The organism is Acidimicrobiales bacterium (genome assembly GCA_035533095.1).
Taxonomy (GTDB): Bacteria; Actinomycetota; Acidimicrobiia; order Acidimicrobiales; family Palsa-688; genus DATLUM01.
Genome location: DATLUM010000069.1, coordinates 1 through 15,362, shown reverse-complemented (window position 1 = coordinate 15,362; position 15,362 = coordinate 1). Strand labels below are relative to the sequence as shown.

Here is a 15,362-nt window from a genome sequence, read left to right as displayed (position 1 = left end):
AGGACAGGAGCTGTTCAGCGACCCTGGAAGCGCGGTTCTCTCTTCTCGACGAACGCCCGGGCCGCCTCGCGATGATCCTCCGTGAAGCCCGTGTGCACGTGGTGGGTGACTTCGAGGTCGAGGCAGTCCATGACGTCACCGCCGGCAATCGCCCGGTTCAGGTTCTCCTTCATGTACCTGTAAGCCACCGCAGGACCTGTGGCGAGAATGTGCGCCCGGCGCATGACCTCGTCCGTCAGCGCATCGGCTGCGAACACCGCGTTCACCAGACCGAGCGCTTCCGCCTCCTCGGCGGTGAGCCGTTCGGAGAGGAAGTAGAGCTCCTTCGCCTTGGCCGCACCGACCAGGTGCGGTAGGAACCAGGTCCCGCCGTAGTCACCGGCGAACCCCACCCGGGCGAACGCTGTCGTCAGTACGGCGCCCGAGGAGGCGTAGCGAAGGTCGCAGGCGAGCGCGATGGACAGGCCGGCGCCGGCCGCCGGTCCCGGGATGCAGGCGATCGTCGGCTTCGGCATGGACCACAGCTTCCCGGAGGTGGCTCGCTGGCTGAGTCTCTGTTTCGCAATCACCTCGTCGACCGAAGACCGCGCTCCCGAGCCGGCATTCCGCTCGGCCATGCCCTTCACGTCCCCGCCGGCGCAGAACGCGCCACCTGCCCCGGTCACCACCACGCAGCGGACCGCGGCGTCGCCCTCGAACTCGGCGAGCACGCGCGCGAACGCTCCGAGCATCTCGTCGGACAGGGCGTTACGGCGCTCGGTCCGGTTGAACGTCACGACGCCCACGCCGTCGTCGATCTCTGCCAGCAGATGGTCCGTGCCTGTATCGACCCGCGTCATTCCCCGCCTCCTACCACGAACCGGACTCCCGCGATCTCATGGACGTGCTGCGAAGCGCTCGCCGCGCCAAGCCAGACTTCGGTGATGCCCTCTGCGTGCCCGTTCGCTGCGGGTGCGAAACGCAGCGTCTGCCCGGCCGATACAAGCTCCACCCGCGCCTCGCCGTTCCGGCCCTCGTCCACACCCAGTCCCAGAGCCGTAGCCCATCGTTGCGCCGCGACGGCCGGGTCTTTGACCTCGATGACCAGACCTCTGAGCGCGCTGCACCCGTTGGGGGAACTCCGCCCCGTCCAGTCCGGCCCGGCCCACCGCCACGTCTCCGGTGGCTCGGCCCAATCGAGCGAGACGATCGCCCCCGGCGTGTCCTTCGGGTGCAGGTGCGTGCCGGCGATGTCGTCGAAGTCGACCTTCCAGACCACCTTCATGCCGGCGTCGGCCACGCGGGCGCGAGCCGCCTCGAGGTTGTCCACCTGGAATATCGCCATGTACCCGCTGTCACCCCCGCGGCGCTCCAGGTAGCGCCCGGCGGCCGTGTCGGCACGAACGGGCGACACAACCTCGACGAAGGTGTCTCTCGCGGCGAACACCGAATTCTCGAGTCCGAACTCCGCGACCCCGGGATCGTGGAACGGGTCTGGCCAGCCGAACGCCTCCTGCAGGGCCTCGGCCGTGATGTGAAGGTCGTGGGCTGCCAGTGCTACCTGACGCAAGCGGGGGAGTGATGTCACGCGCGCATCGTAGGCCCCGCAGGATTTCGTGGTCGCCCGGGTGAACCGGCCCGCTGCGGTCAGCCGCCGTCGGGGCACCCCGGCTTGTGCGCGCCACCATCCATGACCGCCCCGCACTCAGGGCACAGAAGTCCCGCCCAGCATGCGGGATCTCCGCCCTCGTCCCGACCGGCCATCCCTGCGGCCGGCTCCCTGTCGACAGCAAGGAACTCGATCCAGAGTTCGACCTCACCGAGCGGCTCGACTTCGTGTTCGACGCCCGGGGGGATCACCCGCACCTCGCCGGCGCGCAGCTGCGATTCGTCGAAGCGCAGCCTGCCGCACTCGACGTGGAGCACCCCCCAGGTGGCGCGCCCCAACTTGTGCCGGTGGCGCAAGGCGTCGGGCATCGACGAAGCGTCCCATACCGGTGAGTTGCGCACGTGGCGCACATGGACCGGTAGCTCGCCCTGATCGCACAGAGGGCAGTCCAGAGGTGCTCCGACACGCGCCCTGCGCGAGTCGTCGTCGACCACCCATTCGCGCAGCTGGAACGGCGGGCGATGTCTGACGTGCTGGTTGTGGCCGCATTCGAGCTCCGCCACCCAATCGCCGGCGTCGTCCCGGTGGAAGCCGGTCATTGCTCGCTCCACACCCGAAGCGTACCGGCCGGTTGTATCGTCCTGGCCCGTGCCCACCTTCGAGCGACCCGGCGCTTCCATCCGTTTTGACGAGTACGGCAGCGGGTTTCCCCTGTTGCTGTTCGCACCAGGCGGCATGCATTCGATCGCGATGCTGTGGAGGGAGCGGCCCGGAGCATCGGGTGAGCGCCTCCCGTGGATCGACCCGACCACCGCTCTGGCGGACGCCTTCTGCGTAGTGAGCATGGACCAACGCAACGCGGGAGGGTCCGCCGGGGACGTATCAGCATCCGACGGGTGGCACACCTACACGAGTGACCACCTTGCGCTGATGGACCACCTCGGCTTCGACAGGGTGCACGCGATGGGAGGCTGCATCGGTTCCACCTATGCGCTCGCGTTGTGCGCGGCAGCCCCGGAGCGCGTCGCTGCCGCCGTCTTGCAGAACCCGATCGGCCTCAGCTCGGACAACCTCCAAAACTTCGTCGGCATGTTCGACTCGTGGGCGTCGGAGTTGCGTTCCCGCCGCGGGATCGATCCGGGAGTGCTCGAATCGTTCAGGGAGAACATGTTCGGGGGTGAGTTCGTCTTCGGCGCCAGCCGGGAGTTCGTGCGGTCGTGCCCCGTGCCGTTGCTCGTGCTGCCGGGCAACGACGAGTTCCACCCGCGGGCTGTAGCCGAGGAAATCGTGGACCTCGCACCCCGCGCCGAGCTACTGGATGATTGGGCCGGCAACCACGCGACCACCGCTCAGAAGATCCGGGCCTTCCTCTTACAGCACACGCCTCTCTAGCGCGCTGCGAGCAACCTGGTTCGCACACTCACGCTGAAGCACTCTTCCGGCGCCGTCTCGGGTCCGGTCAGCGTAGACGCCTGTGTGAGAAACGCCTGCTCGTCGCCGCCGCTCAGCATCGCCATGCGGGCGTGACGGGAGACATTATCTCCAGGGCGCACCGGAAGATGTCCATCGGTGAACAGCTGGGCTGCAAAACGAAGCCTGCGCATCCGCTGGGCCCTCTCCGAGTTGTAGGCACCGAACGTCGCTGGAGACCAGTCGTCCTCGGCAAGGAGAGCCTCAGCGGCGGACCTCGCGTCGCGCAGCGCGATCGAAAGCCCCTGCCCGATCACCGGATCGCTGTAACCGCCAGCATCACCTACGAGGACGGCACCCTCGACGCACACTGTCTCGACCCACGTGTCCTGCATGGGGTAGGCGGCGCACGGTCCGATCGGCGTCGCTCCGGCGATGTCGACGGTGTCGGGAATGCATCTCAGCTGGAAGCCTTCGAGCGTACTGGCGACCCTGTCTGCGCCCGACAGCCGCTGCCGCTCCTCCACCCGGACGCCGAGGTACAGGCGCGCCCTCGACGGCGTTTGGGGGAAGACGTAGAACATGCGGTCCCCTTCGGTACCGATCAGAGCGTCTGCCGGGTCCCAACCGCGCACTCCATCGACGAGCATGCCGGCGAGGAAGACGCGTGCCTCTGTGGAGTGGATGTCCATGCCGAGTTGGCGCCGGACGGTTGAGTCGCGGCCGTCCGCACCGATGACGATCCGGCAGCCGACGCGGCGGGTCGCTTCGCCCTCGGCATATTCAACGGCGGGTTTCGCCCCTGCGCGGATCACGACTTCGGAGACGCCGCGCACCACCCTCGCGCCAGCCCTAATCGCTGCTGCCTCCAGCGACGCGCAGGCTCTCGGGTGTCCTATCCCGAGGGCGCCCGGAACGCCCGGAATCAGTTCTCTGAGAGGGATCGCCCCGTTTTCGGTCTCATCCGCCGGGCGCACTTCGTCGTAGCCGTACATACGCTCGATGGGATTGGCGCCTGCGTCCATCAGCGCGCGGAGGAGACCCAGCCTTTGCGCTTCGAGCACGCCCCAGGGGGCGATGAACTCGCCGCGTACGCGGTCCTTGTACTCAGTGGATCGTTCGATCACGAGCACGGACAGACCACCGCGTGCGAGCGCTGTGGCTACAGATCCACCCGCGATTCCGCCTCCGACTACGACGACGTCAAAGTAATCGCTTTCGCCCAAATTTTGCCCCTTCGCACCACGCTCTGCTGCCCTCGAAAGGAACTTAGCGCGGTCGCGGTATCACCAAGGGTAAACGGACAAGGAATTCCACTCTTCGGTTGTGGCGGTCTGCCACACCCAAAACGACGCCCCCACAGCGCCACCGCGCCTCGCCTCCGCGAGGAACTCGTCTATCTCGGCGCCGCTCGGAGCGTCGACCCGCCCGCCCACGTCGGCCATGTTGAACGCCTGCCCGATCACATGGACGGGTCGGAGGGTGGACAGGCGGCTGATCGCCTGCGCCGCGGCACTCGCAGGGTCGACGCACTCCCAGTAGACCATCGGCGCGAACGCGTCGACGTAGGTCGCCATCGACTTGTACGGGTAGTCACCCAACCAGTACCGGTCGAGCGGCGGGTACACCGTGGCGATGATCGGCGTGTCGCCCGCAGCCTTGCGCACGGCTTCGAGATAGACGCCGACGCGTTGGGCCGTCAGGTCGACCCCTTCGGACGGTCGTTCGATATCGGCGCTGTACGCGTCGACGGCGTCGCCGCCGGGCGCGCGCCACGCGAGTATCTGCGCCGTCCACGCGGCGTCGCCCACAGGGTCGTACAGGTACGGGAATCCCCACGCGATCACGCGGATTCCCGCGGCGTGCGCCGCGGGCACGAGCGCAGCGAGCTCGTTCGCACCGTAGAACCCGTTCTTGGAGTCTCCGACCCGGACCCAGAGCTGGTGCAGCCCCGCGCCCTGGGCCTGCTTCACTACGGCGGCCGCGTCGCCGCCGTCGGTCTGGGACCACAACCAGACCCACATTCCCTTGCCCTCTATCGCAGCGAGCGAGGAATGCCACGGTTCCGGCGGCTGCTCGGGCGGTAATGCCGAGTCCGGCACGAGCGTCGCTGGGTGCCACGGTGGCGGCGAGGGTGGCCCCGGCGGTTTCGGCGGTACCGGGCAACCCGCGAGCGTCGCCGTTTGCGGCGCCGGCGGCAACGTCGTCGTGGAGGTCGTGGTCGTCGTCGGGGGCGGAGGCGTCGTCGGCGGCAGGGAGGTGGTCACATCACGCGGTGCCTGGGGTGCCAGCGCCGCGACTACACCGGTTCGTGTCGTGCGCTGCGGATGGCTCGTGGTCGTCACCATTGCAGCTGCAGCAGCGACGCTGCCCGCTGCGAGAACAGCGACAGAAGCCTTCAGCGCCCCCAGTACCTTCAGCCCCACGCCTTCATTGTCGCGGACGGAGGCTGACGATCGGCCGCGGGCGCACGATCGAGCCCGGGCAGCATTCCCTTTCGGGATGCTATGGACGAATCCGCCTCATGCCGCTAGGGTCGATCGGGTCGTGAAGCTCCTTGTGCAGCTCCACCGTCGAGGCCGCCGCCGGCGGACTGGCCTCCCGAAGGCTGCGGCGGCCCTGATCCTCGCCGCAGTCACGGGCGCGTCCTGGCTGCCGTCGTTGGTGGACGCTCCCAGCGCGTCTGCTGACCAGATCGGCTCGACCCGTCAGCAGGTCGCAGCCGCGCAGGCCCAGGTGATCGCCGGCGCGCGGCGGGTCCACCAGCTCACCCTCGAGTACGCGCAGGCGAACCTTCAGGCATCGTCCCTGCAGGCATTGGTGGCGTCCGGTCAGGCCCAGGTAACCCGGCTCGAGGCTGCGACCGCTCAGGCATCCGCACGCTTGCGGCAGGAGGCGATCGACAGCTACACGGGCGCGTACACCGGAGTCCCGTCCGTCGTTGCTTCTCCGCAGAACTCCCCGCTTGCCGACCCGGCGGTGCGAGCCGGCTACATATCGATCGCCTCGGGTGACCTGCGCGACTCCCTCGACAGCTACGTGGCTAGCCAGCGCCAGCTCGTTCAGGCACAGACCTTGCTTGCTGCCAGGGAAAGACAGAGCCTCGCGGCAGCCACCGTTCTTCAGCGCGCTCGTGACGCGGCTATGGCGGAGGCCACCTCCGACCAGACGCGGCTCAACTCGCTTCAAGCGCAGCTCACCAACCTCGAGGCAGCGCAAGCAGCCCAGGCAGCCCAGGCCGCGCAGGCCGCCGCAGCAACCCGGGCGGCCCAAGCCGCCGCAGCTGCCCAAGCCGCGCAGGCCGCCGCAGCAGCGAAGGCGCGTGCTGCCGCGCCCCCGGCGGGCCCCCCTGTCGACAACGGCCTGGTCGCTGTGGTCCAGTCAGTCGTCTCCCAGCCGGCACCGTCAACCCCGACTGCTGCGCCCGCACCCACCTCCGGAGATGGGGGAGCCGGGGGTGTCTGGCTGCAGCTTCGCGAGTGCGAGTCCGGCGACAACTACCAGGCCAACACCGGCAACGGTTACTTCGGCGCGTACCAGTTCTCGCAGCAGACCTGGACCGATCTGGGGCTCCCGGGGCGCCCGGACCTCGAGCCCCCCTCGATGCAGGACCAGGCGGCCATGAAGCTGCAGTCGGAGTACGGCTGGGGCCAGTGGCCGGCTTGCTCCGCCGCGCTCGGCCTGTCCTGAACCTGCGGGGCAACCGCTGCCCGCGGGCGACCGCTGCCCGCGGCGACCGCTACCCGCCGGCGATCGCACCCACCACGCAGAACGGTTCCTCGCCGGCCACCACCCTCGCCGGCAGCGGTGCATCGGGCGGGTCGTGGGAAAGGTCCTCCTCGCAAGCGAAGAACCGCACGAACGCGCGCCGCTTGGCCGTCTCCCGGTCCCGGATGGTCCCCTTCAGCATCGGGTAACGCTGTTCGAGCGCGTCCAGCACCGCCCGTTGCGTCACCTCGCCGGCCAGGTCCAGCGAGACTTCGCCGCGGACCCCGGCAAGGGTCCGCAGGTGCGCAGGCAACACGACCCTGATCCATGGCCTGCCTTGCCCGGCCGGGGCCCCAACCCCGGCCTCCTCCAGAGAGGGGAGACGCCCGCCACTCTCGTGGCCGACTTCGCTCACGGCAGGGTCTGGACCTCGACCGACAGCACCGCCGGCAGATCCCTCACGATCGCCTCCCACGTGTCGCCGTCGTCGGCCGACGCGTACACCTGCCCTCCTGTGGTCCCGAAGTACACGCCGCACGAATCGAGCTCGTCGACCGCCATGGCGTCGCGCAGGATGTTGACGTAGCAGTTCGACTGCGGCAGGCCGCGTGTGAGGGGTTCCCACTCGTTGCCACCCACCTTGCTTCGATACACGCGCAGCTTGCCCTCGGGCACGTAGTGCTCCGAATCGCTCGTGATCGGTACTACGTACACCGTGTCCGGCTGGTTCGAGTTGATCGCGACCGGGAAGCCGAAATCGGTCGGCAGGTCGCCGCTTATCTCGTGCCAGTGGTCCCCGCCGTCGTCGGAGCGCATCACGTCCCAGTGCTTCTGCATGAACAGCACGTTCGGCCGTGAAGGATGCATCGCGATCCGGTGCACGCAGTGTCCCACCTCGGCGTCCTCGTCGGGCATGTGAGCCGACCGAAGCCCGCGGTTGATCGGCTCCCAGCTCTTGCCTGCGTCGAGGGTCCGGAACACACCCGCGGCCGAGATCGCAGCGAACATCCGCGATGGGTCGCCACGGTCGATCACGATCGTGTGCAAGCACATGCCGCCGGCACCGGGAGCCCAGTCGGGAGCTGTTCCGTGCTTGCGCAAGCCCGGCAGTTCGCTCCAGCTACCACCCCCATCATCTGAACGAAAGATCGCCGCGTCCTGCACCCCGGCGAACACCGTGTCCCTGTCGAGCGGGGAAGGTTCGAGATGCCAGACCCTCGTGAACTCCCAGGGACGCAGCGAGCCGTCGTACCACTGGTGCATGCCGGTGTCGCCGTCGTAGGAGAGATCGTTGTCTACCGGGTTCCACGACTTGCCCCCGTCGTCCGACCGCTGGACCAGCTGCCCGAACCACCCCGTCGACTGAGACGCGTACAGCCGGTCAGGGTCAACCGGGGAGCCGGAAACGTGGTACACCTCCCAACCGCCGAAGAACGGGCCTTCGACCCTCCAGTCCCGGCGCGCACCGTCCGAGGTCATGACGAACGCCCCCTTGCGCGTGCCGACCAGAACCCGAACCTTGCTCATTGGCCAACCTCCGTCGTCTCTTCCTGTGCGATGGATCCATCTAGCACATATGACGGTCGCCGAGCCCGGGATTCATCGCTCAGAAGCGAGCAATTTCGCTCGCCGGCCCCATCACGATGAGCGGGTCCTGGGACGGCTCCATCCAGCGCAAGAACCAATCGAGGTCCGACAGCGGCACACTGACGCACCCGGCGGTGCTGCCACCCGTGGAGGCGTGGAGGAAGATGGCCGACCCAGCGCCGTTGACGACCGGATCGGTGTTGTAGTCGATCACGGCGAAGCTGGGATACGGCGCCTTCTCCGTCCACAAGGCCTCGCTTCCGGTGGACCAATTGGGCGTTGTCCCGCATTGCACGTGCTGGAACGTGTTGTACTGCGCAGACGACGGGTCCTCGTCCCACCAGTCGCCACACACGAGCAGGTGGTATGTCTCGTGAACCCCTGGGTCCGCGTCGTTGCCGTACACGACTGGGCCGAACCCGTAGATTCCCGTCGGCGTCGTGCCGTCACCCTCGTGCTTGCGGTCCGAGAAGCCGTTGTAGCCGATGAACCCGCTCCACGGCCCGGCCGCCAACTGCCAGCACGTCCCTGCCCTCTGCCACAGCGTCACCGTCGCCACGTCGGTGTCGTAGCTCGACGATTCGACCGTGACCAACTGCCGCGCCGAATACGTGTTGGCGATGCTCGAAGCGAGGTTCGCCGGGCAAGAACCCGCGGAGGCAGCCGCCGCCACAGTCGGCCGGGTCGTGGTGGTCGCCGCCGGTCGAGCGATCGTGGTCGTCGTAGTGCTCGCCGCAGTCGTCGGCGGCTCGACCGTCGTCGAGGTCGTCGAGGAGCTCGTCGTCGTCGATGCAATTCTCGCGAAGCGGGCCCCGCCTGACCCGCAACCCGCCAGCAACAACAGGGCTGCCGCCGCCCACCACCGCCTCACGTTGCCCGAGCCCGACCTCTATTGGCCGTCTCCCAGGCCGCCATCGCCCCCAACAACCCGACGGCGTCCCCGCGCTCGTCACTTCCGAGCTCCCGGTATATCGATCGAACGTTCACCGCCATGCGCTCCGGGTCCGACCACTCTCGGTACGGGCCGAGGTCGATGTCGAGCGCCGCCTCGCTGGCCGGCATGCCCGCTTCGAATCGGGCCGTCGACTCACGGGTAAGCCACTCGAAGTAACCCTTGAATGCCTCCAGCGCTGCCGGCGTCGCCATCGGGCCGTGCCCCGGCACGATCGTCTGTGCATCCCAGTGGAGGATCGTGTCGCACGCGTCGATCCAGCGCGACACCGGGCCCGCCCACACGATCGGATGCCCCCCGTGGAACAGGATGTCCCCGGTGAACACGACACCGTCGTCGGGCAGGTGCACGAGTGTGTCGCCCCGAGTGTGCGCCGGGCCGACCTCGACGAGATCCACCCGCCGGTCGCCGACTGTCAACTGCAGCCCGCCCTCGAACGTGCGCGTCGGCGGCACTACCTCGATCCCCTCGAAGGAAAAAGACCCGAAGATGCGCTGCACGAACGCCCCCAGCTCGCCGAGCTGCGGCGCGGCTTTCACCAGCTCGGCGAGCCGCGATGGAGGCGTTTCGACCATTTCCTGCGCGCACGCCCTCGACGCAACGACCTCCGCCCCTGCCACCAGGGCGTTCCCGAAACAGTGGTCGCCGTTCGCGTGGGTGTTCACCACCGTCTCGATCGCCTCGGCTGACTTGGTCGCCCGCCGCAGGTCGTCGAGCATCTGGGCGGTTAGCTTCAAATCGAACAACGTGTCGACCAGTAGCGAAGTCTCCCCGCCGCTTATCAGGCCCGCGTTGGACCAGCCCCAGCCGCCGTCGGGCTGGAGGTACGCCCAGATGCCGTCCGCCACTTCCAGCGGGCCTCGTCGGTAGCTCGCCGCCATCGTCGAACACGTTACAGACCAGGCGCCGCCGGGCGGGCGACAGGCCCCCGACGCCGGCGGCCCGTCGAGGCTCGACAGCCGGTCAGCCGCCCGTCTTGGAGAAATGCTGGTAGTCGGTTCCGGGGTCCCACCGGCCGCCCCACGGCCACCCCACGGACGCGAACGCGTCGACGAGCACGCCGCCGGGCTCCGCCATTCCCGGCCGGACGTCGGCGCGGTTCAGGTAGGCAGCTCCCGACGGCGGGATGATCGTGGACCCGTCTACGTATGGGTTCTCCACGTCGTTGACATCGATCGCCTCGCCGAAGGCGTGAACCGACCAGCTGTTGCTCGGCGGATTGGTCACGGCGTAGCGGCAGTTGAAGCCCGATGTGTCGTCGGCGGCGGCCGCCGCGTTGTCATCACCTCCATAGACGTCGACCGGGACCATTTCGTGGATGGGGAATCGAGCCTGGAACAGCTTCCGGAACACGGTGACGACATCCCCGGTGACCGCCGCAGCCACGACGATCGACCCGGTATGCGCCTGGGAGTCGAAGCCCCAGTACGCCAGGCGGATCATCCGAAGCTCGGATGGGGCCACCGGGCAGCCAGGGTGCCAGCTGTGCGGCAGGTCGGCCGCCGTCACGGTGCTGATTGTGTACGCGAAGGGCGCCACAGTGGTCGCTGGGGTGGCCGCCGGGCTGGTTGTCGCCGGCGTGGTTGTCGCCGGCGTGGTTGTCGCCGGCGTGGTGCTGGAGGCGGGTCCCGACGTCGGGGTCTGCGCCGGCGGATTCGACCGGAGCGCGCCCGACCCGCAGCCGGTCACGAGCGCCACGAACGCCACGAGCGCCACGAACGGCGCGACGGCCGCCGAAGCGGCGGGGAGCCCGGTTCTCGCTCGAATCGCCGGCGACATGCGCCGATTGTGCCCGCGCCGTCCGGTCAGCGTGGAGCGCGGTGGTGCCGAAGTGGACAGGGTTCGTGCCCGCGTTCGCCCTCTCAGTCCGAACTCCGTCCACTTTCCCCGCTCGATTCGGGTCCGAAGGGGACAGAGATGGGGCCAGGGAGCGCCGAGGCTCGCATTCTCTGTCCCATCCGGCACGACGCAGCGGCCGGCGCGCGGGCCGGCGCCGGGCCGGCAGCGGGCGCCCCGGGTGGCCGCTCAGCGCCGGCTCTGGTACCGCGCTATCTCCGCCCGCCCCACCACCATGTGATGCACCTCGTCGGGCCCGTCGGCGAAACGAAGCGTCCTCTGTTGGGTGTACATGTCCGCCAGCGGCGTCCATTGCGATATCCCCGTCGCGCCGTGGATCTGGATCGCCCGGTCGATGATCTCGCAGACGCGCTCGGGGACCATGGCCTTCACCGCGCTCACCCACACCCGCGCGTCGGCGTTGCCCATCAGGTCCATGGCCTTGGCGGCCTTGAGCACCATCAGCCGCATCGCCTCGATCTCGATGCGTGCGCGTGACACCCATTCGGTGTTCTTGCCCAACGAGATGATCGGCTTGCCGAACGCCTCCCTCGACAGGCCGCGCTCGACCATCAGCTGCAGGGCCTTCTCTGCGGCACCGATCGAGCGCATGCAGTGGTGGATCCGCCCCGGTCCCAGTCGAAGTTGGGAGATCTCGAATCCGCGACCCTCGCCGAGGAGAACGTTGTCCTTGGGAACCCGTACGTCATTGAAGCGAAGGTGCATGTGGCCGTGGGGAGCGTCGTCGTGGCCGAAGACGAGCATGGGGCCCACGATCTCGACACCGGGCGTATCAATAGGAACGAGGATCTGGGACTGCTGAAGGTGACCGGCCGCGTCGGGGTTGGTCTTGACCATCACGATCATGATCTTGCAGCGCGGGTCGCCGGCGCCCGAGATGTAGTACTTCTCGCCGTTGATGACCCACTCCTCGCCGTCGAGCACCGCCGAGCAGGAGATGTTCCGAGCGTCCGACGACGCCAGCGCGGGCTCGGTCATCGCGTACGCCGAGCGGATCTCGCCGTTGAGCAACGGCTCCAACCACATCTTCTTCTGCTCCGGTGTGCCGACCCGCTCGAGCACCTCCATGTTCCCGGTGTCGGGGGCCGAGCAGTTCAGGCACTCCGAAGCGAGCGGCGCCTTGCCCAACTCGAACGCGATGTAGGCGTAGTCGAGGTTCGACAGGCCCTCACCGGTCTCGGCGTCGGGCAGGAAGAAGTTCCAGAGGCCGAGCGACTTGGCCTTGGCCTTGACGCCATCCAGAAGCTCGAGCTGGCCGTCGGCGAAGCTCCACCTGTCGGCGCGACCCTCGGCGAGTGCGAAGTACTTCTCCGACATCGGCTGCACCTCTTCGGCGATGAACGCCTTGACCTTTTCGAGCAGCAGGCGGGCACTGTCCGATATGCCCAGGTTGTACAGCTCTCCGCCGAAGTCGTCGGTGTTGATTGGGTTGGCTGGCATCCGGGCTCCCTCCCTGCGCGCTCAGCTCCGACCGAGAGCGCCTGCCGCCGACCTTATTGCCGCCACCCGGCACGACGCACACCCTGGCCCGAGACGGCAGAATGCGATCATGACTGACCCCACCGCCCTGATCGACGAGCGCCTCGAACAGCTCCTGTCGAAGGCTGACCCGGACAAGGTCTCCCAGGAGGAGTTCCGGGGCGTGCAGTACGACCTCGGCCTGGCGTGGGTGCACTTCCCCGAAGGACTCGGCGGGCTGAACGTGGCTCCCGGCTTGCAGCGCCGCGTCGACGACCGCCTGAGGGAGGTGGGCGCCAAGCCGCCGGGGTCGCGGCATTTCTTCGGGCTCGCAATGGCGGGACCGGTGATCGCCACCCACGGCACCGACGAGATCAAGGACCGCATGCTCCGCCGCATGTTCACCGGGGAGGACGCCTGGTGCCAGCTGTTCAGCGAGCCCGGCGCCGGCTCGGACCTGGCGGGTCTGGCGTGCCGTGCGGTGAAAGATGGAGACGAGTGGGTCGTCACGGGCCAGAAGGTGTGGAACACGCTTGCCCACGTCGCCGACCGGGGAATGCTGGTGACACGGACCGACCTCGAGGCTCCTAAGCACAAGGGGCTCACCTACTTCGCGCTCGACATGCACGCGCCCGGCGTCGAGGTCAGGCCGCTCAGGCAGATCACCGGCGAAGCGGAGTTCAACGAGGTCTACATCACCGAGGTTCGCGTCCCCGACGCAGATCGGATAGGCGAGGTGGGGGAGGGCTGGCGCGTCGCGATGACCACCCTCATGAACGAGCGCACCACCATCGGCGGAGGCTCCGGTGCTCCCGAACGAGGTAGCGGCGCAATCGCCGAGGCCGTCCGCATCTGGAAGGAGGAGGCCGCCACCCACGAGGCCGCCACCAAGGACCGGCTCATGAAGCTGTGGGTTGAAGCGGAGGCACTGCGGCTCACCAACATCCGCGCGTCTCGCAACCGCAAGGCGGGCAACCCCGGCCCCGAGGGTTCCATCGCCAAGCTGATGTTCGCCGAGGTCAACAAGCGCATCTACGAGCTGTGCATGGAGCTGCTCGGCCCGTCTGCGACGGTCGGCTTCGACTACACGATGAGGCGGACGGAGAACCTGGGACTCGTCGGTCCGGCCGGTTGGTCGAGGAAGATGTTCCTGCGCTCCCGTGCCAACTCGATCGAGGGTGGCACGTCGGAGATCCAGCGCAACATCCTGGGCGAGCGGGTGCTCGGTCTGCCCGGGGACATCAGGGTGGACAAAGACCTGCCCTGGTCGAAGGTGCCCCGCTAGCTCCCCTCACCGCTAACGAGCGATCGGGAGCCGGGGTCGTTGAGCGACGCCGACCCGGTGCTGGCGGTGGCGGCAATCGGCGCGATGGACATGCGGGTGGCCGACTGGTGGCACCCCGAGGTCGGCGTGTCTGTCGAGGACCTGGCAGACACCTACGGCGGTTTCGCCCTCAGAGTGGTCGCGCCGTAGCATCCGATGTCATGGACAAAGACAACGCGTCGCGCTATTCGGGCGCCACTGCAGTGGTCACCGGCGCCGCGTCGGGGATCGGAAGGGCACTAGCGATAGAGCTGGCGAAAAGAGGAGCGAACCTCGCCATCTCCGACGTCAACGACTCCGCCCTCTCCGAAACGGCTTCCCTCGCCCAGTCCGCCGGCGCGGGCATCAAGGTCCGCACCTACCACCTCGACGTCGCGGAGCGCGCCGCGGTGCTCGCCCATGCTGACGACGTCGCCTCCGAATTCAGCCACGTCGACCTCGTGTTCAACAACGCCGGCGTCGCGGTAGCCGCCACCGTGGAGGAGACGTCGTGGGAGGACCTCGACTGGTTGATGGGCATCAACTTCTGGGGCGTCGTCCACGGCACGAAGGCCTTCCTGCCACACCTGATCGCGTCGGGCGACGGAACGTTGGTCAACCTCTCCAGTGTCTTCGGCTTCATCGGAGTGCCCAGTCAGAGCGCCTACAACTCCGCCAAGTTCGCGGTCCGCGGCTTCACCGAGGCCCTGCGCCAGGAGATGCTGATGGACGGTAAGCCGGTGACCGTCTGCTGCGTGCACCCGGGCGGCATCAGGACCAACATCGCCCGCAGCGCCCGCGTCCCGGACACCAGCCAGGTAGAGAAGGAACGCATGGCAGCGGACTTCGACCGGATCGCCAGAACCAGCCCAGAGCGCGCCGCGCGGACGATCCTTCGCGGTGTTGATCGCCGCAAGGCGCGCATCCTCGTCGGGCCGGATGCCTATCTCATCGACGGTATGGCGAACCTCCTCGGGGCGCGCTACCAGGGGCTCGTGGTCCGCTTGGCCAGGCGTGCACCGGTCGGTACCGCTTGAGCTTCCCGTAATGTGACATCGGTGCCCGGCCTCACCTTGATGACCGTCCACGCCCACCCCGATGACGAATCGATCAGCACCGGGGGAGTGCTGGCGCGCTACGCGGCCGAGGGGGTCACCACCGTGCTCGTCACCTGCACCGACGGCTCGTGCGGTGACGGCTCGGAGGGCGCCAAGCCGGGTGATCCGGGCCACGTCCCCGACGAGGTGGTCGAGGTCCGGCGGGCCGAACTGGAGCAGAGCTGCAAGGCGCTCGGCATCTCCCACTTCGAGAGCCTCGGCTACAGGGACAGCGGGATGATGGGTTGGTTGCAAAACGACGCCCCGGGTTCTTTTTGGACCACGCCCGTCGACGCTGCCGCTGACCGCCTCGCAGCTCTCTTGGAGAAGTACCGCCCACATGTCGTGGTCACCTACGACGAGAACGGCTTCTACGGTCACCCTGACCACATCCAGGCGAAC

17 protein-coding genes are annotated in these 15,362 nt (G+C 68.1%); 6 read left to right on the top strand and 11 right to left on the bottom strand.

Going from position 1 to position 15,362, the window contains the following annotated elements; genetic code table 11:
- Positions 1–14: 14 nt before the first annotated feature.
- From VNF71_08605 to VNF71_08595, 3 genes are read right to left on the bottom strand one after another with little or no spacing between them, the layout of a single operon-like run.
- Positions 15–839, bottom strand: a complete 825-nt coding sequence (locus tag VNF71_08605; protein ID HVA74612.1) for an enoyl-CoA hydratase — start codon at positions 837–839, stop codon at positions 15–17.
- Complete coding sequence (locus VNF71_08600; protein ID HVA74611.1) at positions 836–1,567, bottom strand: VOC family protein; 732 nt, start codon at positions 1,565–1,567, stop codon at positions 836–838. The genes VNF71_08605 and VNF71_08600 overlap by 4 nt, the downstream gene beginning before the upstream one ends.
- Positions 1,568–1,626: 59 nt before the next feature.
- The gene (locus VNF71_08595) at positions 1,627–2,187 is read right to left on the bottom strand and encodes a DUF3565 domain-containing protein (GenBank protein HVA74610.1); all 561 of its coding nucleotides are present in this window, start codon (positions 2,185–2,187) and stop codon (positions 1,627–1,629) included.
- Between the two features lie 49 nt (positions 2,188–2,236).
- Here VNF71_08595 and VNF71_08590 point away from each other — a divergent pair, with 49 nt between their 5' ends.
- Positions 2,237–2,980: an alpha/beta hydrolase gene (locus VNF71_08590; protein HVA74609.1), complete on the top strand. Its 744-nt coding sequence runs from the start codon at positions 2,237–2,239 to the stop codon at positions 2,978–2,980.
- On the opposite strand, the gene VNF71_08585 is transcribed toward VNF71_08590, so the two are convergent.
- Both VNF71_08585 and VNF71_08580 read right to left on the bottom strand, forming a co-directional pair.
- On the bottom strand, positions 2,977–4,224 hold the full coding sequence (locus VNF71_08585) for an NAD(P)/FAD-dependent oxidoreductase (GenBank protein HVA74608.1): 1,248 nt from the start codon (positions 4,222–4,224) through the stop codon (positions 2,977–2,979). The genes VNF71_08590 and VNF71_08585 overlap by 4 nt on opposite strands.
- Positions 4,225–4,284: 60 nt before the next feature.
- Positions 4,285–5,424 carry a hypothetical protein gene (locus VNF71_08580; protein ID HVA74607.1) on the bottom strand — a complete coding sequence of 380 codons (1,140 nt, stop codon included), beginning with the start codon at positions 5,422–5,424 and terminating at the stop codon, positions 4,285–4,287.
- A 121-nt stretch (positions 5,425–5,545) separates the two neighbouring features.
- On the opposite strand from VNF71_08580, the gene VNF71_08575 reads away from it, so the two are divergent.
- Positions 5,546–6,688 carry a transglycosylase family protein gene (locus tag VNF71_08575; GenBank protein ID HVA74606.1) on the top strand — a complete coding sequence of 381 codons (1,143 nt, stop codon included), beginning with the start codon at positions 5,546–5,548 and terminating at the stop codon, positions 6,686–6,688.
- 49 nt (positions 6,689–6,737) lie between these two features.
- Here VNF71_08575 and VNF71_08570 read toward each other — a convergent pair whose 3' ends face one another.
- The 6 genes from VNF71_08570 to VNF71_08545 all read right to left on the bottom strand — a co-directional run bounded on the left by VNF71_08570 (position 6,738) and on the right by VNF71_08545 (position 12,542).
- The gene (locus VNF71_08570) at positions 6,738–7,022 is read right to left on the bottom strand and encodes a MoaD/ThiS family protein (protein ID HVA74605.1); all 285 of its coding nucleotides are present in this window, start codon (positions 7,020–7,022) and stop codon (positions 6,738–6,740) included.
- A 95-nt stretch (positions 7,023–7,117) separates the two neighbouring features.
- Entirely contained in the window at positions 7,118–8,233 is a 1,116-nt protein-coding gene (locus VNF71_08565; GenBank protein ID HVA74604.1) for a hypothetical protein, read from the bottom strand.
- Positions 8,234–8,312: 79 nt separating this feature from the next.
- Positions 8,313–9,164 carry a L,D-transpeptidase family protein gene (locus VNF71_08560; GenBank protein HVA74603.1) on the bottom strand — a complete coding sequence of 284 codons (852 nt, stop codon included), beginning with the start codon at positions 9,162–9,164 and terminating at the stop codon, positions 8,313–8,315.
- Positions 9,161–10,126: an MBL fold metallo-hydrolase gene (locus VNF71_08555; GenBank protein HVA74602.1), complete on the bottom strand. Its 966-nt coding sequence runs from the start codon at positions 10,124–10,126 to the stop codon at positions 9,161–9,163. The genes VNF71_08560 and VNF71_08555 overlap by 4 nt, the downstream gene beginning before the upstream one ends.
- Before the next feature lie 82 nt (positions 10,127–10,208).
- Positions 10,209–11,024, bottom strand: a complete 816-nt coding sequence (locus tag VNF71_08550; protein ID HVA74601.1) for a M15 family metallopeptidase — start codon at positions 11,022–11,024, stop codon at positions 10,209–10,211.
- A gap of 246 nt (positions 11,025–11,270) precedes the next feature.
- Positions 11,271–12,542 carry an acyl-CoA dehydrogenase family protein gene (locus VNF71_08545; GenBank protein ID HVA74600.1) on the bottom strand — a complete coding sequence of 424 codons (1,272 nt, stop codon included), beginning with the start codon at positions 12,540–12,542 and terminating at the stop codon, positions 11,271–11,273.
- A 109-nt stretch (positions 12,543–12,651) separates the two neighbouring features.
- On the opposite strand from VNF71_08545, the gene VNF71_08540 reads away from it, so the two are divergent.
- The 4 genes from VNF71_08540 to VNF71_08525 form a co-directional block, all read left to right on the top strand.
- The gene (locus VNF71_08540) at positions 12,652–13,845 is read left to right on the top strand and encodes an acyl-CoA dehydrogenase family protein (protein HVA74599.1); all 1,194 of its coding nucleotides are present in this window, start codon (positions 12,652–12,654) and stop codon (positions 13,843–13,845) included.
- Between the two features lie 39 nt (positions 13,846–13,884).
- Positions 13,885–14,034, top strand: a complete 150-nt coding sequence (locus VNF71_08535) for a hypothetical protein (GenBank protein HVA74598.1) — start codon at positions 13,885–13,887, stop codon at positions 14,032–14,034.
- A gap of 11 nt (positions 14,035–14,045) precedes the next feature.
- On the top strand, positions 14,046–14,900 hold the full coding sequence (locus VNF71_08530; protein ID HVA74597.1) for an SDR family NAD(P)-dependent oxidoreductase: 855 nt from the start codon (positions 14,046–14,048) through the stop codon (positions 14,898–14,900).
- A gap of 21 nt (positions 14,901–14,921) precedes the next feature.
- Positions 14,922–15,362, top strand: a 441-nt coding sequence (locus tag VNF71_08525) for a PIG-L family deacetylase (GenBank protein ID HVA74596.1), incomplete at its 3' end; no start/stop codon positions are given.